Below are 24143 nucleotides of genomic sequence, written 5' to 3' on the forward strand. Positions count from 1 at the left end.
GTACGGGGCACAATCAAGGGGTGGACGAGACGCGCAGGGACCGGGACACCGAAGGCCGGGCGCACAATGCGCGCCCCCGGGACGGGCTGGGGCGCCCGCTGCCGTACGGCACGCCGGGGGTGGAGCGGCAGCCCGAGGGGGTGGTCCGCACCCCGGCGGAGACCGTTCGGGAGGCGCAGCGGCTGCTGGACGCCGGAATGCCGTTCCATGCGCACGAGGTCTTCGAGGACGCGTGGAAGTCGGGCCCCGCGGCGGAGCGTGAGTTGTGGCGCGGGCTGGCCCAGCTGGCCGTGGGTCTGACCCATGCGGCCCGGGGGAACGTGACGGGCGGGGCACGGCTACTGCGGCGCGGTGCGGCGGCACTGACGGAGTTCGCCGGGTCCGGCGGGGCGGACGCCTCCACGGAGACCGCCGCGGCAGCCGTGCACGGCATCGGCATCGGCGCACTGACCAGCTGGGCCCTGGAACTGGCAGCGCGGGTGGAGGACGCGGGCGTACCGGCCGTCGACGCGGCCGCCGAGGCACCGCGGCTGCGAGCGGACGGCGGGTGACACGGGCCTGGGTGGCGCCGAACTCCCCTTACTTTCCCAGTCCTTGACCCGGAGCGGTGAACACTGCCGTGCGAAACCATTACCATCCGGCGTCATGAGCACTTCTGACCAGGACCAGGACCAAGCCGTGGACGCACCCATAACCGCACCCGAGGACACCGCGGACACCGCCGAGATCGCCGGAGCCGCCGAAACCACCGACCGGAGACTGACGCCGCGGCAGGCGAGACACCTGCGCATCGTCCTGTCCTCGGTCGGGATGGCGGCGATGGCGGTCGTTCTCGGGCTGCGGATCGCGAGCCGGTCCTCCGTCCTGGTGGTCGGGGTGTACGGACTCGCGCTGATCCTGTGCGGGATCGTGATCGAGCTCAGCAGGAACGGCCGGACCCGGCTCGGCAGCTGGCTGCTGGGCGTCGGCCTGGTGGCGGCGATCGGTTCGGACTGGCTGCTGATCCCCTGAGTGTCCGGATGGTCCCTGAGAACCCCGGTCAGCCGACCGAGACGCGCACCGTGCCACCGTGCGGATCGGCCCGGTCCAGCCAGTCGGCGGGCAGGTGGAGGGGGCGGCCCGGCCGGGCGGGGCGCAGCAGGCGTCGGCGGTACAGCTCCAGGCCGTCCTGCCGGACGACGAGCAGCGGGGCCGTCAGCGGCCGGCCGGTGCGCAGGATGAAGCGGTTGCCGGTCGGCCGGTCGCCGTCGGGGCCGGTCAGATTGGGTGCGATCCACTCCAGTGGGGCCGCGACGGTGAGCGCGGCCCGGCCGGCGGGCCACGCGCCGGTTGCCAGATGGCGTCGTACGGGGGCCGCGAGGGCCCGGCCCTCCGCCGCCGCGGTGCCGGCTCTCTCCACGGCGTGGAGCAGATTGCCGGCGGCGAAGACGCCGGGCGCGTGGGTGCGGTACGCGGCATCGTGGGCGGGGCCACGGGTGCCGGGGTCCAGCGGTACGTCACCGCGGCGCGCCAGTTCGTGGTCGGGGATCCAGTCACCGGTGAACACCACGGTGTCGCACGGCAGAGTCGTCGTTCGGCCGTCCCCGTGGCGCACCGCGACCCCGGTGAGCCGGGGGCTGCCCGCCAGTGCCGTGACGGTGGTACGGGTGAGCAGCGGGGCGCCGTGGTGTCGTCCCAGGGCTGCGGGCAGGGCCGCCGGGCGGTCGGTGACCCGGGCGACGACTTCCACTCCGGCGGCGCGCAGGGTGTCGGCGGCGGCGATGCCGACCGGTTCGTCGCCGACGATCACGGCGCGGGTGCCGATGTGCTGGTGGTGGATGTGGACGGCCTGCTGGAGTTCTCCGGTGGTGTAGACGCCCGCCGGTCGGGTGCCCGGGACGAGCCGGGCGCTGCGCGGGCGTTCGCGGGCTCCGGTGGCGAGGACGACGGCGTGTGCGGTGATCCGTTCGAGGCCGCCCGGTCCGGTGGCGTCGAGGGTGCGGGGTCCGGCCCAGCCGGTGACGGTGATGCCGGTGCGCAGGGTGGCGCCCGCGCGTGCCGCCGCGGCCGTGGACCGGCGGGCGTACTCGGGGCCGCTCGTCCCGCCGTTCGGACGGCTGCTGCCGAATCCCGCGTGGTGGCAGTGGCGCGGGATGCCGCCGGCGCTCTGTTCGCGTTCCAGGACCTCGACCCGCCGTACCCCGGATGCGGCGAGTTCGGCCGCGGCGCCCAGCCCGGCCGGTCCCGCTCCGACGACCAGCACGTCGACGGTCCGCTCGCGGCGGGTCATGGCCCGTTCCCCTCGATCAGTGCGCGGAGCCCCGCCCCGCAGTGGAAGCCCTGGCAGCGTCCGTTGCCGGCCCTGGTCCTGCGGGCCAGGCCGGCGACGGATCGCGGTGGGAGCGTGGCGGCCAGCGCGTCGCGGATCTCGCCCGCGGTGACGCGTTCGCAGTGGCAGACCAGGGTGCCGTACGCCGGGTCGCGGGCGATGAGTTCCGCGTTCAGGTACGGGCGTTCGGCCGCCTCGCCGAGGCCTGGCATGGTGAGGGGTTCCAGTTCGGCGGGGGTGCCCGGGTCGAGTCCGGTCCGGGCGAGCAGGCCGGTGACGTGGTCCGCGATGGCCATGGACGCGGTCAGCCCGGTGGAGCGGATGCCGCCGACGGCGATGTAGCGCCGGCCGGGGTACTCCTGGATCCGGTAGTCCTCCTGGCCGGTGGCTGCCCGCAGTCCGGCGTAGACGGCGGTCACCTCCTCGTCGAGGAGCCGGGGCAGGATCCTGCGGCCCTTCTCCCGCAGCAGGGCGATGCCCTCCTGCGTCGACTCGGTGGCGGTCTTGTCGTCGAGCTCCTCGGCGGTGGGGCCGAGGAGGACGTTCCCGAAGACCGTCGGCGCGACCAGAACCCCCTTGCCCGCGCTGGTGGGAACGGGAAGCAGGATGTGGCGGACGAGGTCGCGGGCGAGCTTGTCGAACACGATCAGCTGGCCGCGGCGCGGGGTGACGGTGAAGACGTCGTGGCCGAACCGGCGGTCGATCTCGTCGGCGTACAGCCCGGCGGCGTTGATCAGGAAGCGGGTGCGCAGCGGTCCGCGGCCGGTCGTCAGGGTGTGGACGGTGGACCCGGGTTCGATGTCGCGGACCGGGCAGTCCAGGTGCAGATGGACGCCCGCGCGGACGGCCTGGGTGGCGAAGGCGAGGGGCGTGGTCCAGGGGCAGATGACCGACTCGTCGGGGACCTCAAGACCGCCGAGCGCTCCCGGGCCCAGGTGGGGTTCCCGTTCGGCGACCTCGTCGGCGTCCAGCAGCCGGGCCGCTCGGTAGCCGTTGGCTTCGGCCTTGGCCAGCAGGGCGGGCAGCGCGGCGAGTTGTTCGGCGTCCCAGGCGACCAGGAGGGCGCCGACGCGTTCGACGGGGATGCCCGTGTCGGCGGCGTATGCGGAGAGCCTGCGCTGTCCTTCGCGTACGAGGCGGGCCTCCAGCGTGCCGGGCACGGCGTCGAAACCGGTGTGCAGGATCGCGGTGTTGGCCTTGGACGTGCCGTTGCCGATGTCGTCGGACGCCTCGACGAGGGCGGTGCGCAGGGGGTACCGGGCCAGTTCGCGGGCGATCGCGGTGCCGACCACGCCCGCCCCGATGACGGTGACGTCGTACGGGGCTCCGCCGGGCAGGGCCGGCAGCGGGTCCCCGGCGGCCGTGACGGTGTGCGTCATCGGGCCGCTCCGGCAGGGGTCATGACCGTTCCAGGAGCGTGTCCACGGCGGCGCGGAATCCGGCGAGGCGCTCGGCCGCCTCCTGGGGGCCGATCCGTGGTTCGTACACCGCGGCCGGCCGCCAGGCGGGTACGGCCTCGGCGAGGGAGAGCCCGGGGTCGAGACCGAGCCGGGCCACGGCCCCGGCGCCGAGTGCCGTGACGTCGGGGAGCGCGGACACCTCGACGGGCCGTTGCAGCAGATCGGCCTGGGTCTGCATGAGGAGTGCGGAGCGGGTCAGTCCGCCGTCGACGCGGAGCGCGGACAGCGGCGATCCCAGATCGGCGGCCACCGCGTCGGCGAGCTCGACGACCTGTGCGGCGATGCCCTCGCACAGGGCCCGCACGAGGTGGCCCGCGGTGGTGTCGAGGCTCAGGCCGGTCACCGATCCGCGCAGGTCACCGCGCCACCAGGGGGCGGCGAGTCCGGCGAGCGCCGGTACGAAGGTGACTCCGCCGGAGTCGGGGACGCCGCCGCCGACGGGGTCGAGGTCGGCCGCGCCGGAGATCACCTTGAGGTCGGTGAGCCAGCGGACCGCGGAGGCGGCCGTGTAGACCTGTCCGTCCAGGCAGTAGCTGGTACGTCCGCCGAGCCGCCAGGCCACGCAGCTGACCAGGCCGCTGGAACCGCGCCGAGGTACGGGACCGGTCTGGGCGAGGAGGAACGCGCCGGTGCCGTAGGTGCACTTGGCGGTGCCGGGTTCCAGGGCACCCTGTGCCAGCAGTGCGGCCTGCTGGTCCACGAGGAGGCCCGTCAGCGGGATCTCGGCGCCGAACGCGGTCGTCGTGCCGAACGCCCCTGCCGAGTCGACCACGGACGGCAGGCGTTCAGCGCCCAGACCGAATATGTCCAGGGCCGCGGGCGACCAGCCGACGTCGTCGAGGTCGAGCAGCTGGGTACGGCCGGCCGTGGCCGCGTCCGTCACGAACGCACCGGTGAGCCGGTGGACCAGCCAGGAGTCACTGGTGGTGACGACGCCTTCCCCGGTCAGTTCGCGGCGGATCCAGGCCATCTTCGGAGCGGCGAAGTAGGGGTCGAGGGGCAGTCCGGTGAGGTGCTTCAACTCTTCTTCGTGCGGCGAGAGTTCTTGGCAGATCCGTTCGGCCCGCCGGTCCTGCCAGACGATCGCGTCGGTGAGCGGTTTCCCGGTGTCCGGGTCCCAGGCGAGCACCGTCTCGCCCTGATTGGCGAGCCCGACGGCGGCGACGGGTTCACCGGCCTCGGCCAGGGCCTGCGCCCCGGCGTCGAGGACCGATCCGAGCAGTTCTCCGGGGTCCGCCTCGACCGCTCCTCCGGGCCCGTACCGCGGCCGCACCGGAGCGGAACCGGAACCGATCACGCCTCGCTCGGGACAGATCACCAGCGCCTTCGTCCCGGAGGTGCCCTGGTCCACGGCGAGTACCGGGCCTGTCATCGGGTCTCCAGCGGTACGCAAGCCCTGCGGCTTGAACGGAATCGTGATCTTCGGTCGCCGGACCCCAGAGTGGTGCAGCCCAGCGGCTACGTCAAGCGCCCGCAAGGCATACGCCCGGAACTCCGCATCGAAGTTCAACCTCCGGTTTGTGGACGTTACTTGAAGAAGATCCACGATTCATTCGGGAGTTCGGCCCGGGGGGCTCTACACTCACCGCCGAGCAACAACCGGACGCTTTACAGCAGTTCATTTTTCAACTGCTGCTTCACCCCCCACGTCCAGAGGATCGATGAGTCCGACACCACGTCCCGAGCACGTCCATGGCCAACAGTGAATTCCGGCCGGTCTACCATCCGGCCGGACACGACAACGAACTCCGCTCCGCGTTACAGGACTTACGCACCGGGCGCTGGATCGCCATGCGCGATCTGCTGGAGAGCACTCCGGACTGGACCCTGTGGACCCAGCGGACCCAGGTGCTCGGGGCGGTTGCCGCAGGATCGGACGCGGTACAGGCCTGGCTGACCGAGGAACCGCGCAGCGTCGCGGCCACCGTGATGCACGCCCGGGTCGCCGTGGAGCGGGCGGTGCGCGCCCGCCGCGCCAACCATCCCAGCGGGCAGGAACTCTGGCAGGACGCCTGGGAGGCATGCCGTTCGGCCGCCCACGCCTCGCCCGCGGACCCGGTGCCCTGGGTGTGCCTGCTGGCCCTGTCCCAGCTGGACGAGCGCCAGCGACTGGAGGAGCACCGGCTGCATCCGCCCGGACCCATGCTCTTCCCCGGGCCATGGGGCCTGCTGGCGGAGGCCGACAAACGCGATCCGTACAACCGCGAGGCCTACCACCGGATGCTCCAGTTCGTGTATGCGCGCCGGGCCGGGGGTTCCCTCTCCGAGGCGGTCAACTTCGTTCAGTGGGCGGCCTCTTCGGCGCCCGACGGATCGGCGCTCCACGTACTGCCGCTGTATGTGCGAGTGGAGCGGTACCGCCGCGAGAACGGCCACGAGAAGGCGCTGGACCTGCACTGGGTCACGGAGGACGCGGAGCGCGAGGCCTTGCGCGCCCTGGAGATCTGGTTCCACCGCACACCCCGGGCCACCCATACCCTGCTCGATCTCAATCATCTGGCGCACGCGCTCTGGGGGGCGCTCCAGTTCGCCGACGCCGCTCCCGTGTTCCAGGAGCTCGGCCCGTACTTCACCTCGCTGCCCTGGGCGTACCGCACCCGCACGCCCAAGGACTCCCGCGGCGCCGAGGAGGTGTTCCTGCGTGCCCGCAACCGCGCCCTCGCCGCCGCCCGCGATCCCGGCCGGGGGCCGCACGGCTGAGCGGGAATCCGATCTCCCCATGTCCTCGTGTTTCGTTCCCCCCTTTTTTTCTGCATTCCCCTTTTTCCGCTCACGGAGGTCTCCCCATGTCCATATCCACCTCGAACCGGAAGGGTGCCGAGGCCGCCCCGCCCAAGGACGAGGAACAGCGGCTGCGCGAGCTCGGCTACCAGCCGGTGCTGGCCCGCCGCATGGGCGGCTTCGGCAATTTCGCCATCAGCTTCTCCGTCATCTCGATCCTGTCCGGCTGCATGACCCTGTACGGCTTCGGCATGTCCACCGGCGGCCCGGCGGTGATGCTCTGGGGCTGGGCCGGGGTCGGCCTCTTCGTCATCTGCGTCGGCATGGCGCTCGCCGAGGTCACCAGTGCGTACCCGACCTCCGGGGCGCTGTACTACATGGCGGACCGGCTCGGCGGCCGCAAGTGGGGCTGGTACACCGGCTGGCTGAATCTGCTCGGGCTGCTGGGCGCGATCGCCGGCATCGACTACGGTGCCGCGCTGTTCACCGGCGCGCTGATGAACCTGCAGTGGGGTTTCACCCCCACCCCGGGCAAGACGATGATCATCTTCCTCTGCATCCTGCTGCTGCACGCCGTACTGAACCTCTTCGGTGTCCGACTGGTCAGCGTGCTCAACTCGATCAGTGTGTGGTGGCACCTGGCCGGTGTCGCGGTGATCGTGTCCGTGCTCGCGATCGTTCCCTCGCACCACCAGTCGCCGTCCTTCGTCTTCACCGAGTTCGTCAATGACACCGGCTGGGAGAACCCGCTCTATGTGGCGGCGATCGGTCTGCTGCTGGCGCAGTACACCTTCTGCGGCTACGACGCCTCCGCCCACCTGTCGGAGGAGACCTCCGACGCCTCGGTCTCGGCGCCCCGTGGCATCGTCCGTTCGATCTGGGTCTCGTGGCTGGCCGGCTTCGTGCTGCTCGCGGGGCTGACGTTCGCGATCCAGGACTACGTGGGAACCCAGGAGAGCGCGACCGGAGTACCGCCGGCCCAGATCCTGATCGACGCGCTGGGGACCTCGGGCGCCACGGCGATGCTGCTGATCGTGATCGCCGCGCAGCTGTTCTGCGGCAATGCCGAGGTCGCGGCCACCAGCCGGATGGTGTTCGCCTTCAGCCGGGACAACGCACTGCCGGGGTCCTCGGTGTGGCGCAAGGTGAGCGCCCGCACCCAGACACCGGTCAACGCGGTGTGGCTGTCGGTCGTCGTCGCCGGGGTGCTCGCCCTTCCGTCGCTTTACTCGGCGACCGCGTACGGGGCGGTGACCGCCATCAACGTCATCGGCATCACGCCCGCCTACGCCATCCCGATCTACCTGAAGCTGCGCGCGGGTGACCGCTTCGAGCGCGGCCCGTGGCACCTGGGCCGCTGGTCGAAGACGGTCGGCTGGATCGCCGTGGTGTGGGTCGTCATCGTGACCGTGCTGTTCCTGCTGCCGCAGAGGTCTCCCGTGACGATCGACTCGATGAACTACGCGTCGATCGCGCTGGTCGCCGTGCTGGTCCTGGCCACCGTGTGGTGGTTCGTCGCCCGTGGTTCGTACGGCACGCCGTCGGCGTACGGAAACGCCCGCGAGCAGGCGGAGATCGAGGAGGACATCGTCTGACGGACACTCCCAGGTACTTGCCGGCCCCTCCGGATCACGACGATCCGGAGGGGCCGGACGCGCTCAGGGGTTCAGCAGCAGTTGCAGGCCACCCAGCACGGTGGCGCCGATGACGAGGCGTTCGAAGAGCCGCTGGTTGATCCGGTCCACGCATTTCCGGCCGATCCAGGCGCCCGGGACGACGAACACCAGCATGCAGGCGTCCAGCAGCAGTGACTGCGCGTCGATCAGCCCGAGGCCCACACTGAACGGCACCTTGGACGTGTTGACGATGAGGAAGAACCACGCCGACGTGCCGAGGAAGCCGAGTTTGCGGAAGCCGGCGGAGAGCAGATAGAGCGACATGACGGGGCCGCCCGCGTTGGCCACCATGGTGGTGAATCCGCCGAGCACGCCGTACGAGCGGGCCTTGAGCCGCTCGGCCGCGGTCGGCGGGCCCGCCTCGGCCGCCGGTTCCCCGGCCGCGTCCGCGGTGCGGCGCCGCCAGATCGTGACGCCCGCCATGAAGATCAGGATCGCGCCGATGGAGGTCCGTACGGCAGCGTCGCCGGCCCACATCATGAACAGCGTGCCCGCCACCACTCCCACCGCGACGGCCGGGAAGAGCCGGAGCAGAGTCGGCCAGTGCGCATGGCGCCGGTAGGTGAGCACGGCGAGCAGATCACCGGCGATGAGGATCGGGAGCAGCACTCCGGTGGACTCGCGGGCGGGCAGTACCGCCGCGAAGACCGCGAGACTGATCGTGTTGGCGCCGCTCACGGCCGTCTTGGAGAAGCCGACGAGTACGGATGCCGCGGCCAGTGCCGCCAGTTGCCAAAGAGTGAGGGTGTCCATGCCAGGAACAGATCGTAATCCCTCAGATCTCCGGCCTTGAGTGAGCCCTGGCGGCCACCTGGCTATGCTGCGCTCCAAGCGCTCACCAGAAGCGCTCAAACGCACATCGCGCAGGGGTAGGGGGCACCAACATGCGGGAGCCGGTGGAACTCAGGCGTCAGCGGATCCTGGCGGTGGTGGAGTCGCGCGGCGCGGTCAAGGTCAGCGCGCTCGCGGACGAACTGGCCGTCTCCGTGGTCACGGTGCGACGGGACGTGGAGGAGCTTGCACGGGCGGGGCAGCTGCGGCGCGGGCACGGCGTCGCCCGGCCGGTGCGCGATCCGGCGGGGCCGCCGGCGGTTCCCTCACCGCGGGGCGGCGACCCCGCCGGCGACGGGGGTGCGGTCGCCCTGGTCGTACCGGAGCGGCATTCGTACCTGTACGAGACGCTGCACGGCGCCCGGACGGTCCTGGAGGAGTCCGGGATCCGTATCGCGCTGTACCTCGCGCCGCAGTCGGCCGATGCCGAACGGCCGCTCGTGGAGCGGGCGCTGGCGGACGGGGCGCGCGGACTGCTGATCGCCCCGCGGTGGCGCAACGTGCTCTCCGAGGAGCTTGACTACGGCTGGCTGGCAGACACGGGCGTGCCGACCGTGCTGATGGAACGGCGGCCCCGGCCCGGCAGCATCCTGCACGCCCTGGACTCCGTCTGCTCCGACCACTGGTACGGGACGCATCTCGCCGTGGAGCACCTGGTGTCGCTGGGCCACCGCCGGATCGTGCTGGCCGCCCGGGACGACAGCCCGACGGCACGCACCGTACGCGCCGCGTTCGCCGAGATCGCGGCCGCCCACCCTGACGTGGACGACTGGACGGTGGTGCTGAGTTCGCCGGACGCGCTGCCCGGGCCCGGCCCGTCCTGGGCGGGTCCGGTGTCCGGCGTCCCGTCCGGGAGGAGCGAGGACGCGCCGGATCTCGATCTCGCGGCGCTGCTGCGCGAGCGAGGGGCCACGGCCGCGGTGCTGCATGGCGACGTGGACGCGCTGATGCTGGTGCAACGCCTGGTCGAGAACGGGGTGCAGGTGCCCCGCGACTGCTCGGTGGTGGCGTACGACGACGTGGTCGCGGCACTGGGCAGCACCCCGCTGACCGCGGTGGCGCCGCCGAGGGCGGAAATCGGCAGGGCGGCCGCGGAACTCCTGCTCCACCGGCTCTCCGGAGCGGCCGGGGCGCTCGGCCCGATGCGCCGGACACAGGTTCTGCCCGAGTTGAAGGTACGGGGATCAGCGCAGGCGATCACCCGGATCACCCCCGTCACGGACTGAGCGTTTGACCGTTTTATTTTTCTTCTGATCGATCTATTGACCGCTATCGATCAGCCGATCAGTATTCCCCGTGTCTTCATTCAGGAGCCGCGGGAGGCGCCCATGCCCGGTCGACACAGCCGTCGGTCCGTGCTTGCCACGATGACCGCACTACCACTGGCGGGCGCGCTGAGCGCTTGCAGTGGTGGCACATCGGGGGCGGAAAGCACGAGCAGGACCAGCACCGTCAGCAACAATTCCGGCCGCAACACCACGCGCATCACCTTCTGGTCCGCCCTGCGCGGGAGCCAGGAAGTGGTGGAAGCGTTCAACCGGACGCATGACACGATCCAGGTCGACTTCCAGCAGATCCCCTCGGGACCCCAGGGCGGATACGCGAAGCTCAGCAACGCCTCCCGGGCCGGGAACGCCCCGGACGTCGCGACGATCGAGTACCCCCAGGTCCCGGGATTCGCCATCGACGGGGTCGCCGTCGAACTCACCGACATGCTGAGCGACGGACTGCGGGCCAAGCTGCTGCCGCAGGCGCTGGGGCTCACCACGTTCGAGAAGCGCGTCTTCAGCCTGCCGCTCGACGTCGAACCGATGGTGATGCACTACCGCACCGACCTCTTCGAGCGGTACGGCATCGAGGTCCCGCGCACCTGGGACGAGTTCGAGGAGGCGTCCCGTACCGTGCGCCGCAAGGCACCCGAGCGGCGGCTGTCCGCCTTCGCCACGGACGGCGGGTCGCAGTTCGCCGCGTTCGCCTGGCAGGCCGGCGCCCAGTGGTTCGACACCCGCGACGGCGCCTGGAACGTCTCGCTCGCCGATGAGCCGACCCGCCGGGTGGCGGCGTACTGGCAGCGGATGATCGACCAGGACCTGGTCGTCATGAGCCCGGTGGACAGCAGGGCGTACGACGCCCACCTCACCTCCGGCAAGGTCCTGGTCCGGCTCAGCGGCGCCTGGGACGCCGGGGCGCAGATGAAGGCCCGGCCCGGCCAGAGGGGTAAATGGGCCGTCGCGCCGCTCCCCCAGTGGGACCCGTCGAACGCGGCACTCGGCACCCACGGCGGGTCGACGTTCGCGGTCACCAGCAGCAGCCACCACCCGGAGGCCGCACTGGAGTTCATCGAGTGGCAGGTCTCGCACCCCGACGCGCTGCTTGCCCGCCTCTCCAGCGGGGCCAGCAGCCAGTACCCGGCGGCCTCCGGCCTCGTCCCCGTCGGCCGCAAGGCCTTCGACCGCGGCTACTACAACGGCCAGGACATCTACACCCTCTTCGACCAGGAGGCGCACAAGATCCGGGACGGCTGGACCTGGGGGCCCCGGATGACCGCCACGCAGAAGGTCATGCAGGACGGCTTCGCCCGGGTGGGCGGCGGCCAGGGCTCGGTGCTCGACTCCGTGCGCGCGGCCCAGCGGGGCACCATGCCCGACCTCAGGGCACTGGGCCTGTCCACCACCGAGCGCAGCAGCTGAGCCGTGAACCGTCCCCCTTCCCAGCAGCAGAGAGGCAGGTGACACCGATGACCAGCCCAGTCACCACGCCGGCCCCCGCCCCCGTGAGCATCTCCGAGGCGGCGACGGCATCCACCACGTCCCCGCGCACCACCAAGGGCCTCGCCCGCCGGCGTGAACTCGGCGCCGCCGGCGCCCTGATGACCCCCTTCTTCATCCTTCTGGTGACGGTCTTCCTGATCCCGGTCGGGACCGCCGTCTGGCTCAGCTTCTTCAGCGACGACCAGCCGGGGCTCGGCTTCGGGCCGGAGCGCACGGTCTTCGTCGGCCTGCGCAGCTACACCGCCGTACTGACCGACCCGACCTTCCTCAGCGGTCTCGGCACCGTCGTCCTGTACTGCGTGATCTATATTCCGGTCATGGTGATCGGCGCACTCGCGCTGGCCCTGCTGCTGGACTCCGGCGTGGTGCGGCTGCGCACCTGGGCGCAGCTCGGCCTCTTCCTGCCGCACGCCGTACCCGGGATCATCGCCGCCGTCATCTGGCTCTACCTCTACACGCCGGGGCTGAGCCCGGTGATCGACCTGCTCGGCAAGGCCGACATCACGATCGACTTCCTCGGTGTGCACACGGTCGTGCCGTCGATCGTGAACATCGCCCTGTGGAGCAACCTCGGGTACAACATGGTGGTCTTCTACGCGGCTCTGCAGGCCGTGCCGCGCGAGGTCATCGAGGCATCCGTCGTCGACGGCGCCGGCCCCGTCCGCACCGCGCTCCAGATCAAGACGCCCCTGGTGCGCTCCTCCGTCGTGATGGTCGCGATGTTCACCCTGATCTTCGCGCTCCAGCTCTTCACCGAGCCGATGCTGCTGAGCCAGTCGACCCCGATGATCAGCTCGCGCTTCTCCCCCAGCATGTACATCTACGACGCCGCGTTCACCCGCAACAACTACGGTCTGGCCGCGGCCGCCTCGGTCGTCCTGCTGGTCTGCACGATCGCGCTCTCCTACGGCGTGACCCGCTGGACCAACCGCTCCAACACCGCCGAGGAGGACGCCCGATGAGCGCCACCGCTCCCACCCGCACCGCCGCCGTCCTGCGGCCCCGGCTGCTCGGCCGCTCCGTCGTCAATCTGGTCGTCGCCATCTCGGTGCTGTACACGCTGCTGCCGGTGCTGTGGCTGGTGCTCGCCGCGTCGAAGGACCGGGACGCCCTGTTCGGCAGCGATGTGCTGTCGCTCGACCACTTCTCCTTCGCGCAGAACCTCAAGGACCTGTTCGCGATGGACGGCGGTCTGTACACCCGGTGGTACGGCAACAGCCTGCTGTACGCGGTACTCGGCGCCGGGCTCGGGGCGCTGATCAGCATCGCCTGCGGGTACGCCTTCGACAAGTACCGTTTCGCGCACAAGGAGAAGCTGTTCGGTCTGGTGCTGGCCGCGGTGATGGTGCCGCAGACCGTGCTGGCTCTGCCGCTCTATCTGATGGCGTCCGGCACCGGACTGGTGAACACGTTCTGGTCGGTCTTCATACCGGTGCTCTTCAATCCGTTCGGCGTGTACCTCGGCCGGATCTTCAGCCAGGGCTACGTACCGAACGAGGTGCTGGAAGCTGCCCGGGTGGACGGGGCCGGCGAGCTCACGACGTACTTCCGGGTCGCCATGCGGATGCTGGGCCCCGGTCTCGTCACCGTGTTCCTCTTCCAGCTCACCGCGATCTGGAACAACTTCTTCCTGCCCATGGTCATGCTGTCCGACCAGGACCTCTACCCCGTCAGCCTCGGCCTGTACACGTGGAACAGCGCCGCCACCGTATCGCCCGAGTACTACCCCGTGGTGATCATGGGTTCGCTGCTCGCGGTCCTGCCGTTGATCCTCGCCTTCGCGCTGCTCCAGCGCTTCTGGAAGTCGGGGCTCACCGCGGGCGCCGTCAAGTAGCCGGACCCCGCACTCCCCCTCCGGAATCAGGAGAAGAATGACCGGCACCATCCCCCTCGCACCCACCGGAGGACGACGGCCGCGCGCCGCCGTCGCCATGCAGCCGGGCACCGCGGCCGCGCTGCTGAACGCCCATTCGCTGGCCGCGCTCTCACAGGTGTGCGACCTCGCGCCACTGCCCGTACTCGACGACTTCACCACCGACCGGGCCCGTGCCGTACTCGCGGACACGGAACTGCTGGTCACCGGCTGGGGCTGTCCGCCCCTGGACGCGGCAGCGCTCGCCTGCGCACCCCGGCTGCGGGCGGTGGTGCACACCGCGGGCAGCGTCCGCGGGCACATCACCGACGCCTGCTGGGAGCGCGGCATCGAGGTGTCGTCGGCCGCGGCCGCCAACGCGCTCCCGGTCGCGGAGTACACCGTCGCGATGATCCTGCTCTCCGGCAAACGGGTCCTGGAGCGGGCGCACGCCTACCGTTCGGAGCGCGGCCGCGACGACTCGCTCACCACCTCGCCCGCCCTGGGCAACTACGGCCGGACCGTGGGCATCCTGTCCGCCTCGCTCATCGGCCGCCGGGTGATCGAGCTGCTGCGCCCCTACGATCTGCGGGTGCTGCTCCACGATCCGTACGTCTCCGACGCGGAGGCCGCCGAGCTCGGCGTCCAGGCGGTCGGGCTCGGTGAGCTCTTCGCGCGGAGCGATCTGGTGAGCGTCCACACGCCTCTGCTGCCCGCCACCCGGGGACTCGTCAGCCGTGAACTGCTCATGGCCATGCGCCCGGACGGTGTGCTCCTCAACACCGCGCGGGGCGCCGTGGTCGACCAGGACGCGCTCGTCGACGTGCTGCGGCTCGGCCGCATCCGGGCGGTCCTCGACGTCACCGACCCCGACAGGCTGCCCGCCGGACACCCCCTGTGGGAGTGCGAGAACGCCCTGATCACCCCGCACCTCGCGGGCTCCCAGGGCAACGAGTGGCAGCGGCTCGTCGACCTGACGGTGAGCGAGGCCGAACGCTGGGCCGCGGGCGACGGCTTCGCCCATCCCGTACGACGCGAAAGGCTGGCATTCCTCGCATGACCGATCCCTACCCGAACTCCCCGCTGGAGCTTCCCGCCGATGACCGGACCGCTAGTCCGGTCACCGGCTACACCCGCGCGCACTGGGAGGCGGCGGCCGACGGACTGCTGAAGGCCGCCTGGCAGTGGGCCACCCCCGGCAGCGCCCTCCTCGACCTGCCCGGACGCCCGTCCGCGTCCGGGGTCCGTTCCGACGGTCTGGAGGGTTACGCGCGCACGTTCCTGGCCGCGGCGTTCCGGGTCGCGGGCGCGGACGGCAAGGACCCGCACGGCTGGCTCGACCGGTACGCGGACGGGCTGACGGCCGGTACGCGCACGCCGGGCCGGGACGACGCCGAGTCCTGGCCGCTGATCCTCGACCACACCGTCTTCGGCCAGCCCATGGTGGAGTCCGCCTCGGTCGCCATCGGGCTGCGGCTCACCCGGCCGTGGCTCTGGGACCGGCTGGACCCGGCCGTTCAGGACCGCGCCGAACAGTGGCTGCGCGGCGCCCTGCGCCACACCCCCGCACCGAACAACTGGTACCTGTTCCCCTACTCGGTGGCCGGATTCCTGGAGTCGGTGGGCCGCGGGGACGCGGAGACGGCTCGCGCCCGCGAGCGGGCGCAGGACCTGATGGAGAGCTGGTACCGGGGCCAGGGCTGGTACGCGGACGGCGACGGCCGCGCCTTCGACCACTACAACGGCTGGGCCCTGCACCTCTACCCCGTGCTGGATGCCCACCTCTCCGGCGACGCCGAGCTGTCCGCGCACTACGGGACGCGCCTGCGCGAGCATCTGGAGAGCTTCTCGCTGCTGTTCGGCGGGGACGGGGCACCGATCCACTTCGGCCGTTCGCTGACCTACCGGTTCGCGGCCGGTGCGGCGGTCGGGCTGGGCGCGCTCACCGGAGACACCCCACTCACACCGGGCGCGTCCCGCCGGGTGATCAGCGGCTCGCTGCGCTACTTCCTGGACCGTGGCGCGACGGGTACCGACGGCCTGTTGAACCTGGGCTGGCACGGTCCGCACGAGGCGACGCTCCAGCCCTACTCGGGTCCGGCCTCCCCGTACTGGGCGTCCAAGGCCTTCGTCTCCCTGCTGGCCCCCGCGGACCACCCGCTGTGGACGGCAACCGAGGAGCCGGCGCCGAGCGAGGGACCCGACCGGGTGCTCGCGCTGCCCGCGCCGGGGCTGCTCGTCCAGTCGACGCGGGCGGACGGGATCGTACGGCTGCACAACCACGGCAGCGACCATGTCCGGCCGCACGAGGGCGAGTCGGCGGTGCAGGACGACCCGCTGTACAGCCGTCACGCGTACTCGACGGTCACCGGTCCCACCGCGCGGGCGAACACAGCCGACAACCACCTGGCCGTGGTCGTCGCCGGGACGCGCAGCGGCCGTCGGGCCATCCGCCCGCTGGGCGCGGGAGGCGGTGACGGCTGGGGCTGGGCGGCGTCCTGGCACCGTCCGGTGTTCGCGGGCGGGGCACCGATGGTGCCGGGTCTGCGGGTGGAGAGCGTGACGGTGGCCCGCGGGCGCCACGAACTCCGGGTGCACCGGGTGATCGGCGCCGCGCCCGGTGCCCGGGTGGAGCAGACCGGCTGGGCGACCGGTCCCGAGTCCGCGGTGACATCCGCGCTGCACGGTCTGCACGGCTGGGAGTCGCGGGACGAGGTACGCGCCCCGCAGGGCACGGCGTACACACCGTGGGCGGTGCTGCCCCGGCTGGGCGCGGACGCGGAGGGCACGGTGGTCCTGGTGGCGCTCGCCTCGCTGAGCGCCGAACCGGGGGCGGACGCGCTCGGCGCGGTGGTGAGCGGGGTGAACGTCGACGGGGACACGGTCGAGGTGTGCTGGGCCGAGGACTCGGCGACGACCCGGATCGCCTTCGGCCCGGTCACCGTCACCCACGGATGACGAAGCGGACGGGGGGTGCGCGTCGGCGCACCCCCCGTCCGTCGCCCTACGCGTCGGTGCGGATCACGACCGCGAGGGTGCGCGGCCCGTGCACGCCCTCGACCCGTTCGAGCTCGATGTCGGAGGTGGCCGAGGGGCCGCTGATCAGGGTCGTCGGCCGCTCCGGAACCAGCCGGGCCACCGCTTCCGGTACGCCCACCTCGACGGTCGACAGATCGACGACGCAGACATGCAGGTCGGGCACCAGCGACAGGGCCCGCCGCCCCTGGTCGGGTGATCCGTCCAGGAAGATCGTGCCGGTCTCGGCGCAGCCGGCGGCCGATGCGGTGACGACCCCGTCGAGGGCGTCCAGCCGCGGTGCCGGAATGTCGGCGGAGTCCTGTTGGACCTCGCCGTCGAAGGCGGTGAGCCAGCGCGGGTCGAGCCCGGCGGGCACCCCGATCCGGCCGGCTCCCCGCTCCCGAAGCACCTCGGCGACGACCTCGGCCGTACGGTCGGCGGTGCAGGGGTGGACCTGGGCCTTGTAGTCGACGAGCCGGTCGGTGAACAGTGCCAGGCGCTCCGCGTCCGGGAGGGTGCGCCCGGTGCGGTAGGCGCGCGGGATCGGGGTGTCGGCTGCGGGTGCCAGGGCCAGGGCGTCCCGGACACGTCCGAGCACCGTTTCGCGAGCGGTCGTCACTTCTCCTCCTCCTGCTGCTGGTTCTGCGCGTGTTCGTCGGCGGCGGCCCGCATCGTCGCCGCCCCCTCGGCCGAGGCCAGCCAGGAACGGAAGGTCTCCTTGGGCGGGGCCGGAGTGTCACGGCTGTCGCTCCAGCCGTTGAACGGCGGCGGCAGATGCGAGATCTTCCCGTCCCGTCCGGCGATGACCCGGCCGAGCCCCGACGCCTTCTGTGCGGCCGTGAACAGCTTCGGGCTCTTCATCACTCCGGCCGCCGCCTTCATGGCGAGCTTCTCGGCCGTGGTGCCGGACTGCTCGGTGTGCTGGTGGCGCAGCTCGACCAGCAGCGACGGAATGTCGATCTTGACGGGGCAGGCGTCGAAGCAGGCTCCGCACAGACTGGAGGCGTACGGCAGCGAGCTGTTGGGGTCGTCCTTCGCGGCGTGCATGCCGGCGAGCTGCGGGGTGAGGACGGCACCGATCGGTCCGGGGTACGTCGATCCGTAGGCGTGGCCGCCTGCGCGTTCGTACACCGGGCAGACGTTGAGACACGCGGAGCAGCGGATGCAGTTGAGTGCCTCGCGGCCGATCCGGTCGGCGAGGGCGGCGGTCCGTCCGTTGTCCAGCAGCACCAGGTGGAAGGTCTGCGGCCCGTCGCCGGGGGTGACTCCGGTCCACATCGACGTGTACGGGTTCATCCGCTCGCCGGTGGAGGAGCGCGGCAGCAGCTGGAGGAAGACCTCCAGGTCCTGGTAGCGCGGCAGCACCTTCTCGATGCCCATGACGGTGATCAGGGTGTCGGGCAGCGTCAGGCACATGCGGCCGTTGCCCTCCGACTCGACGACGGACAGGGTGCCGGTCTCCGCGATGCCGAAGTTGGCCCCTGAGACGGCGACCTTCGTCGTCATGAACTTCTCGCGCAGATAGGCGCGGGCCGCGGCCGCCAGGTGGGCCGGGACGTTGTCCAGGGACGGGTCGACGCCCGGGATCTCCTTGAGGAAGATCTCCCGGATCTCGTCCCGGTTGCGGTGGATCGCGGGCACCAGGATGTGCGAGGGCTTGTCGTGGGCGAGCTGCACGATGAGCTCGGCGAGGTCCGTCTCGTACGGGGTGATGCCGATCGATTCGAGGTGCTCGTTGAGCCCGATCTCCTGGGTGGCCATCGACTTGACCTTGATGACCTCCTTGCTGCCGGTCTCCTGGATCAGCCGCGCGACGATCTCGTTGGCCTCGCCGCCGTCGCGCGCCCAGTGGACGGTGCCGCCGCGCTCGGTGACCTTGCGCTCCAGCTCCTCCAGGAGTTCGGGGAGCCGGTTCATGGTGTCGGTCTTGATGGCCGATCCCGCGTCGCGCAGCTCCTCCCAGTCGGGCAGCTCGCCGGTGACGTTGAGGCGTTTGGCGCGGATGGTGTGGGTGGCCTTGCCGAGGTTGCGGCGCAGTTGTTCGTTGCCCAGGTCGTCGTGCGCCGCTGCGGGGAACTTCCGGTCGCCGCGCAGATTGCCCGTGCCGTACGGGGAGCGGGGCGGGGTCGCGGGCATGCCGAGAAAGGTGCTGCTCATCGGGCGGCCTCCGTCAGGACGTGCGGCGAGGTGCGGGTGGAGGAGAGGATCTGCGCCAGGTGCAGGGTGCGGGTGCCGGACCTGATCCGGGAGAGGCCGCCACCGATGTGCATCAGACAGGACGAGTCGCCGGCGGTGCACACGGCGGCGTCGGTGGTGGCGATGTTGGCCATCTTGTCCTGGAGCATCGCGGTCGACGTGTCGGCGTTCTTCACGGCGAAGGTGCCGCCGAATCCGCAGCAGGCGTCGGCCTCGGGCAGCTCGACCAGGTCGATGGAGTCGACGGCCCGCAGCAGCCGCAGCGGTTTGTCACCGACGCGCAGCATCCGCAGGGAGTGACAGGTGGGGTGGTACGTGACGCGGTGCGGGAAGTACGCGCCGACGTCGGTGGCGTCCAGCACGTCGACGAGGAACTCGGAGAGCTCGTACGTCTTGGCCTTGACCGTGGCGACGCCCGCGCGCAGCGCCGCGTCGCCGTACCGTTCCGCGACGATCTCGTGCTGGTGGCGGACCGAACCCGCGCAGGAGCCCGACGGCATGACGACGGCGTCGATGGAGGCGTCGCCGAACTGCTCGGCGAAGTTGCGCACCAGAGGGACGGGCTCGCGCTGGTAGCCGGTGTTGACGTGCATCTGGCCGCAGCAGGTCTGCCCCGGCGGGAAGACCACTTCGTGGCCCAGGCGGGCGAGCAGCACCGCCGTGGATTTCACCGCCTCGGGGAAGAGCGTGTCTCCCAGACAGGTGGCGAAGAGTCCGATGCGCATGGGTCTCCCCGATCAGGTTCTCTGCGTGATGTTCAGTGCGTGATTCAGTGCGTGGTGATCAGTGCGTGATGTTCAGTGCATTTTATGGTCCGACCATACTATCCTCCAGCCGGAACGAGGAAGAGGACGGCGCCGGCGTACCCGTGCCTGAACACACAAAAGCCGCCGCGGCGCCCTCGGAAGGGGCACCACGACGGCTCCGATCAGGATTCAGGCAGCAGTCTTCTCGTCGACCAGCTTTCCGTGCAGCCCCCGGATGTGCGCCTCGACCACATCGGCGGCCCGCGCACCCTCGCCCGCCCGCACCAGGCGGAGCAGTTCGGTGTGGTCCGCATTGAGTGCGGCGGCGGTGGCCGGCCAGTCCTCGGCGGCCTCCAGAGCACGCAGGATCAGCGGCCGGACGGACTCGCGGACGGCGGAGGTGAGCGTGGAGGTCAGCTCATTGCCGGAGCTACGGGCGATGTGAACGTGGAAGCGGGTGTCCAGGTCGTTGAACTCGGGCACATCGACATCCGGCGCCCCCATCCGTACGAGCAGCGCCTCGGCCTCGTCCAGATCCGCTGCGGACGCGTGCCGCGCGGCGGCCTCGAAGCTGGACCGCTCCAGGGTGACGCGCGCCTCCAGAACGTCCTCCAGGCTGTAACTGCCGAGAGCGAAGTGGAGCCGGAGCAGCCGCCCGAGCGCGTCGTCGGGGTTGCGGACGATGCGCGCCCCGGCGTCCGGGCCCCGGCCGGGCTGGGCCACCAGGACGCCGATGGTCTCCAGCACCCGCAGCGCCTCACGCAGGGCCGACCGGCTGACACCGAGGACCGGGGCGAGCTCCCGTTCGGGCGGGAGCCTGTCGCCGGCCTTGAGGTCACCGGCGAACACCCGCTGCTCGATGCTCTGGAGCACCAGTTCGTGTGTGCGCGACTGCCGTACGGGCTGCCATTCGACGGGCATCCGCCACCCCCTGCCCCGGCCGGAGCCGTTCCGTTGCCGACCGCTCTTTTCCGAATCTCCCACTATGTCACACACGGCATGTGGTCGGACCAGAAGGAGCGCCCGGAGCAAGGGCCCTAGGGCCTGTGTGGAGTTGTCCCGCGACGCCGCGGGACAACTCCACACAGGCCCTAGTACGTCACCACGATGCGGCGCGCCACACCGTCCACCCGGACCCGACCGCCGAACGGGATGACCAGCTGCGGGTCCGTGTGGCCGAGGTCGACGTCGAGGACGGCCATGGTCTCGGGGGCGTACTCGTCCAGCGCGCGCAGCACCGCCTCCCGCTGCCGTGCCCGGTACTGCTCCCCGGCCCCGGCGTCGAGGGGCTGCTCGAAGGACCAGTTCTTGGCCCGTCCCATCAGCAGCGCCGGGAAACGGCGCAGGAGCCCGCGCTCCCCCATGCTCCGCAGGATCCAGTACACCTCGTCGGCGCTCGGCATACCCTCGGAGGTTTCGAGGAACAGCACCCGGCCCTCGTACTCGGCGGCCGGACGGATCTCCCGGCCGGCCATGAGCAGCCAGGACAGGATCTCCAGATTGCCGCCCCAGCTCGCCCCCTCGACCACCCGGCCGGCGCGGTGCCAGGTCCAGCGGTCGGCGGGCAGCAGGCCGGGTTCGTGGTCGAAGGTGCGCGGGTCCTCCCAGGGGCTGTTGACGCTGCCGGTCTCCTTCGCCGGGGTCAGCTCGTGGTCGCCGTGGGTGAACAGCGCCGCCCGCAACGACTCGGCCGTCAGCGGGTGCAGGGCGCCGGGGCGGCCGAGCTCGACCATCACCGATCCGCCGTGGTAGCCGACGATGCCGAGGTTGTCGAGGAACACCAGCAGGTTGGTGTTGTCGCTGTAGCCGAAGAACGGCTTGGGGTGGGCGCGCAGCAGCTCGCCGTCCAGATGGGGCAGGACGGTGATCTGGTCGTCCCCGCCGATGCTGGCGATGACCGCCTTGATCGTCGGGTCGGCGAAGGCCGCGTGGATGTCGGCGGCGCGCTCCTGCGGAGTGGAGCCCATCTTCCGGGTCGTCGGATACTCCACGGGCTTCAGTCCGAAGTCCTCACGGAGCCTGCGCAGGCCCAGTTCGTACGGCAGCGGGAGGATGCCGGCGAGTCCGGACGAGGGGGACAGCACGGCGACGCGGTCGCCGGGCCCGGGCTTGGAAGGATAGCGGGATGCCGTCATCCGAAGAGCCTAGCCAGCGACCTTCGGACTGTCCGCAGGATATTGACCGGCGGGGCTACGCGGGGCCGGTCGGCGTGCCCTGATGGAAATACATCCGCCAGCCCGCATCCGACTGCCGCCAGATCGAACTGCGCCTGACGCGGCGGCCGTTGCCTTCCGACGTATACGTCAGGTGAACGAGGCCCGGGGCCAGCAGCACCCCGGACATCTCGGTGGCGACGCTCGGGTCGGGGGCGTTCTCGTCGACGGCGGACGTCACGTCCAGGATCGATGTCCTGTCGTAGCGCCGCCCCGAGGCTCCGAACTCGTTGAACTCCGGGTCGAGGAGTTCGGCCACCGCCCCGGGTGACACCCGCACACCCGGGTCGAGCAATCGCAGCTCCCCCTCGATGGCGGCCCGCACGGACCGTTCCTCCTCATTGCTTCCGCTCATGCGTGGACCCTAGGCGAAGACCGCCGGACACGCACGGATCCCACCAGCCGGTCCGACTCGGCCCGTGCCGGCAGGACGATCCGCGCACCGTCCGGCCCGCTCAGCCGTCGAACGATCCGTGACGCCCCGCCCCGCCGCCGAACCGCTCGGCGCCCGCCTGCGTCTCCCCCGCCGTCAGCGGCACCAGGCCGTGCCGGTACTCCCCGGCCAGCGCGTCCGGCTCGCTCAGACCGTGCTGTTCGCGCACGGAGAGCCGGTCGTGGCGCAGGCACAGCTGAGGGAACCCGGCGATCTCCCGGGCGAGTCGCTCCGCCGCGCTCCGGGACTCGCCCGCGGGGACGAGCCGGTTGACCAGCCCCATGCCGAACGCCTCCGCAGCCGGTACGGGCCGGCCGGTGAGGATCATGTCCATGGCCCGGCTCTCGCCGATGAGACGCGGCAGCCGTACCGTGCCGCCGTCCACCAGTGGCACTCCCCATCGGCGGCAGAACACCCCGAAGACCGCATCCTGTTCGGCGACCCGCAGATCACACCAGGTGGCGAGCTCCAGGCCGCCGGCCACCGCATGCCCGGCGACCGCGGCGATGACGGGCTTTCCGAGCCGCATCCGGGTCGGCCCCATCGGCCCGTCGCCGTCGGCGGTGACGGTGTTGCCGCGTTCGGTGCCGATCGACTTGAGGTCGGCACCGGCACAGAACGTGCCGCCCTCACCCCACAACACGGCCACCGCCGCGTCCGCATCGGCGTCGAACGCCCGGAAGGCATCGGCCAGTCGGCGGGCGGTGGGGCCGTCCACCGCGTTGCGGACCTCCGGCCGGGCCAGGATCACCGTGAACACGGGACCGTCACGCTCGATCCGTACGGCGGCACTCTCGCTCATCGTTCGCCTTCCCACGGGGGCCGGTCGGGCCCGGCGGTGGACCGTGCGCCCGCCGTGCCCCGCTCCCGCGAACCGTACGGGGTCCGAGCGCACGGATTCATAGGATTCTCACGCAGTCCGACTACGGTGGCTCCCGTGACGCAGACGAGCCCGCCCGGCTGGCATCCAGACCCCGGGTACACAGGATTTGGCCCCATTCAGGAACGCTGGTGGGACGGCACTCAGTGGACCGATCAGCTCCGGGTGCCCCCGGCCACGCTCCGCAGCCGACGAATACGCATCGGCGTGGGCATCACCGCGGCCGTGGTGGTCCTCGCCGCCATCGGCGGCGGCGTGTACCTGCTGGCGGACGATTCCGGCACGACCGAGAACGCCGCGACCTCCCCGTCCGCCTCACCGTCCCCGGACCCCAGCCGGCAGCCCGGCGCACCGGGCGGCAGCGGCGGCAACGGCGGCGGCGACCAGGCCCCCGAGCAGCAGCCTCAGACCGAGGACGGCTACGCGACGGACATGGCCAGCGGCATCAGCATCCCGGTCCCCGACGGCTGGAAGGGCCGGTCGGGCATGGGCGCCGGGGTGACCACCGGCACGTACGCCTGCCCCGGGGACAGCAAGGAGGAGTGCGTGCGCGGCGGAGTGTTCTCCGTACCGGCCGCGGCGCTGAAGCTGACCACCAAGACCGCGAAGGCCACGGCCGAGAAGGACATCGCGACCAATGCCGAGGAGTCGTACGGCGAGAAGATCTACGGCGGCATCACCTCGCACGAACAGCTGAAGTCCGAGGCGGTCACGGTGGCCGGCCGGCAGGGCTACCGGGTCCGCTGGAAGGTGGTCACGAAGAACGGTGACGACGGGTACGTCGAGTCGCTGGCCTTCCCCTCGCCGCAGGCCGAGGACATGCTGATCGTCGTGCGATCCGGCTTCGACATCAACCCCAAGGCACCCGGCCTGTCCGTGCTGGACGACATCACCAAGGGCATCAAGGCCGCCTCGGGCACGGGCGCCGGCGCGGGCACCAACGCGTAGACGCTCTCTGGACACCCCTCTCGGGGGGACGCCGCACGGCCCGGGTGAGTACCCGGGCCGCCCGGACTGAGTACGCCACCCGATCCCGCA

Annotated in this window: 22 protein-coding genes; 11 read left to right on the forward strand and 11 right to left on the reverse strand. The window is 71.3% G+C overall.

Annotated features, from left to right (window positions below; genetic code table 11):
* Nucleotides 1-20 precede the first annotated feature (20 nt).
* Nucleotides 21-551, forward strand: coding sequence for a DUF309 domain-containing protein (locus OG912_RS00295; RefSeq protein WP_327707600.1), 531 nt, complete (start codon nt 21-23; stop codon nt 549-551).
* A gap of 94 nt (nt 552-645) precedes the next feature.
* The gene (locus OG912_RS00300; RefSeq protein ID WP_326740332.1) at nt 646-1011 is read left to right on the forward strand and encodes a hypothetical protein; all 366 of its coding nucleotides are present in this window, start codon (nt 646-648) and stop codon (nt 1009-1011) included.
* Between the two features lie 28 nt (nt 1012-1039).
* On the opposite strand, the gene OG912_RS00305 is transcribed toward OG912_RS00300, so the two are convergent.
* The 3 genes from OG912_RS00305 to OG912_RS00315 are packed head-to-tail and all read right to left on the reverse strand — an operon-like array spanning nt 1040 to nt 5140.
* Nucleotides 1040-2269: an FAD-dependent oxidoreductase gene (locus OG912_RS00305; protein WP_327707601.1), complete on the reverse strand. Its 1230-nt coding sequence runs from the start codon at nt 2267-2269 to the stop codon at nt 1040-1042.
* Nucleotides 2266-3687 (reverse strand): NAD(P)/FAD-dependent oxidoreductase, encoded by a 1422-nt coding sequence (locus OG912_RS00310; RefSeq protein WP_327707602.1) that lies wholly within the window; start codon nt 3685-3687, stop codon nt 2266-2268. Before OG912_RS00310 ends, OG912_RS00305 begins: the two co-directional genes overlap by 4 nt.
* Before the next feature lie 19 nt (nt 3688-3706).
* Entirely contained in the window at nt 3707-5140 is a 1434-nt protein-coding gene (locus OG912_RS00315; RefSeq protein WP_327707603.1) for an FGGY family carbohydrate kinase, read from the reverse strand.
* A 320-nt stretch (nt 5141-5460) separates the two neighbouring features.
* Here OG912_RS00315 and OG912_RS00320 point away from each other — a divergent pair, with 320 nt between their 5' ends.
* On the forward strand, nt 5461-6468 hold the full coding sequence (locus tag OG912_RS00320) for a hypothetical protein (protein WP_327707604.1): 1008 nt from the start codon (nt 5461-5463) through the stop codon (nt 6466-6468).
* 86 nt (nt 6469-6554) lie between these two features.
* A complete protein-coding gene (locus tag OG912_RS00325) occupies nt 6555-8084 on the forward strand; it encodes an amino acid permease (protein WP_327707605.1) in 1530 nt (509 codons plus the stop codon).
* 63 nt (nt 8085-8147) lie between these two features.
* Here OG912_RS00325 and OG912_RS00330 read toward each other — a convergent pair whose 3' ends face one another.
* Nucleotides 8148-8918, reverse strand: a complete 771-nt coding sequence (locus tag OG912_RS00330) for a sulfite exporter TauE/SafE family protein (RefSeq protein ID WP_326740326.1) — start codon at nt 8916-8918, stop codon at nt 8148-8150.
* Nucleotides 8919-9049: 131 nt separating this feature from the next.
* On the opposite strand from OG912_RS00330, the gene OG912_RS00335 reads away from it, so the two are divergent.
* The 6 genes from OG912_RS00335 to OG912_RS00360 all read left to right on the forward strand — a co-directional run bounded on the left by OG912_RS00335 (nt 9050) and on the right by OG912_RS00360 (nt 16577).
* A complete protein-coding gene (locus OG912_RS00335; RefSeq protein ID WP_327707606.1) occupies nt 9050-10222 on the forward strand; it encodes a substrate-binding domain-containing protein in 1173 nt (390 codons plus the stop codon).
* Nucleotides 10223-10324: 102 nt separating this feature from the next.
* Nucleotides 10325-11686: an ABC transporter substrate-binding protein gene (locus tag OG912_RS00340; RefSeq protein ID WP_327707607.1), complete on the forward strand. Its 1362-nt coding sequence runs from the start codon at nt 10325-10327 to the stop codon at nt 11684-11686.
* A gap of 47 nt (nt 11687-11733) precedes the next feature.
* Nucleotides 11734-12729, forward strand: coding sequence for a carbohydrate ABC transporter permease (locus OG912_RS00345; protein ID WP_327707608.1), 996 nt, complete (start codon nt 11734-11736; stop codon nt 12727-12729).
* A complete protein-coding gene (locus tag OG912_RS00350) occupies nt 12726-13601 on the forward strand; it encodes a carbohydrate ABC transporter permease (protein WP_327707609.1) in 876 nt (291 codons plus the stop codon). Before OG912_RS00345 ends, OG912_RS00350 begins: the two co-directional genes overlap by 4 nt.
* Nucleotides 13602-13638: 37 nt before the next feature.
* On the forward strand, nt 13639-14679 hold the full coding sequence (locus tag OG912_RS00355) for a hydroxyacid dehydrogenase (protein ID WP_327707610.1): 1041 nt from the start codon (nt 13639-13641) through the stop codon (nt 14677-14679).
* The gene (locus tag OG912_RS00360; RefSeq protein ID WP_327707611.1) at nt 14676-16577 is read left to right on the forward strand and encodes a DUF2264 domain-containing protein; all 1902 of its coding nucleotides are present in this window, start codon (nt 14676-14678) and stop codon (nt 16575-16577) included. The genes OG912_RS00355 and OG912_RS00360 overlap by 4 nt, the downstream gene beginning before the upstream one ends.
* A 46-nt stretch (nt 16578-16623) precedes the next feature.
* Here the strand turns inward: OG912_RS00360 and OG912_RS00365 are convergent, their stop codons facing one another.
* The 7 genes from OG912_RS00365 to OG912_RS00395 all read right to left on the reverse strand — a co-directional run bounded on the left by OG912_RS00365 (nt 16624) and on the right by OG912_RS00395 (nt 23027).
* Nucleotides 16624-17256 (reverse strand): LutC/YkgG family protein, encoded by a 633-nt coding sequence (locus OG912_RS00365; protein ID WP_327707612.1) that lies wholly within the window; start codon nt 17254-17256, stop codon nt 16624-16626.
* Entirely contained in the window at nt 17253-18794 is a 1542-nt protein-coding gene (locus OG912_RS00370; protein ID WP_327707613.1) for a LutB/LldF family L-lactate oxidation iron-sulfur protein, read from the reverse strand. The genes OG912_RS00365 and OG912_RS00370 overlap by 4 nt, the downstream gene beginning before the upstream one ends.
* Nucleotides 18791-19558, reverse strand: coding sequence for a (Fe-S)-binding protein (locus OG912_RS00375; protein WP_326740317.1), 768 nt, complete (start codon nt 19556-19558; stop codon nt 18791-18793). The genes OG912_RS00370 and OG912_RS00375 overlap by 4 nt, the downstream gene beginning before the upstream one ends.
* 210 nt (nt 19559-19768) lie before the next feature.
* Nucleotides 19769-20500, reverse strand: coding sequence for a FadR/GntR family transcriptional regulator (locus OG912_RS00380; protein ID WP_327707614.1), 732 nt, complete (start codon nt 20498-20500; stop codon nt 19769-19771).
* Between the two features lie 170 nt (nt 20501-20670).
* Nucleotides 20671-21714: a S66 family peptidase gene (locus OG912_RS00385; protein ID WP_327707615.1), complete on the reverse strand. Its 1044-nt coding sequence runs from the start codon at nt 21712-21714 to the stop codon at nt 20671-20673.
* A gap of 55 nt (nt 21715-21769) precedes the next feature.
* Nucleotides 21770-22147, reverse strand: coding sequence for a nuclear transport factor 2 family protein (locus tag OG912_RS00390; RefSeq protein ID WP_327707616.1), 378 nt, complete (start codon nt 22145-22147; stop codon nt 21770-21772).
* Nucleotides 22148-22247: 100 nt separating this feature from the next.
* A complete protein-coding gene (locus OG912_RS00395; RefSeq protein WP_327707617.1) occupies nt 22248-23027 on the reverse strand; it encodes a crotonase/enoyl-CoA hydratase family protein in 780 nt (259 codons plus the stop codon).
* 135 nt (nt 23028-23162) lie between these two features.
* On the opposite strand from OG912_RS00395, the gene OG912_RS00400 reads away from it, so the two are divergent.
* Nucleotides 23163-24053, forward strand: coding sequence for a DUF2510 domain-containing protein (locus OG912_RS00400; protein WP_327707618.1), 891 nt, complete (start codon nt 23163-23165; stop codon nt 24051-24053).
* Nucleotides 24054-24143 lie beyond the last annotated feature (90 nt).

This window comes from Streptomyces sp. NBC_00464 (genome assembly GCF_036013915.1).
In the GTDB taxonomy this organism is placed as follows: Bacteria; Actinomycetota; Actinomycetes; order Streptomycetales; family Streptomycetaceae; genus Streptomyces.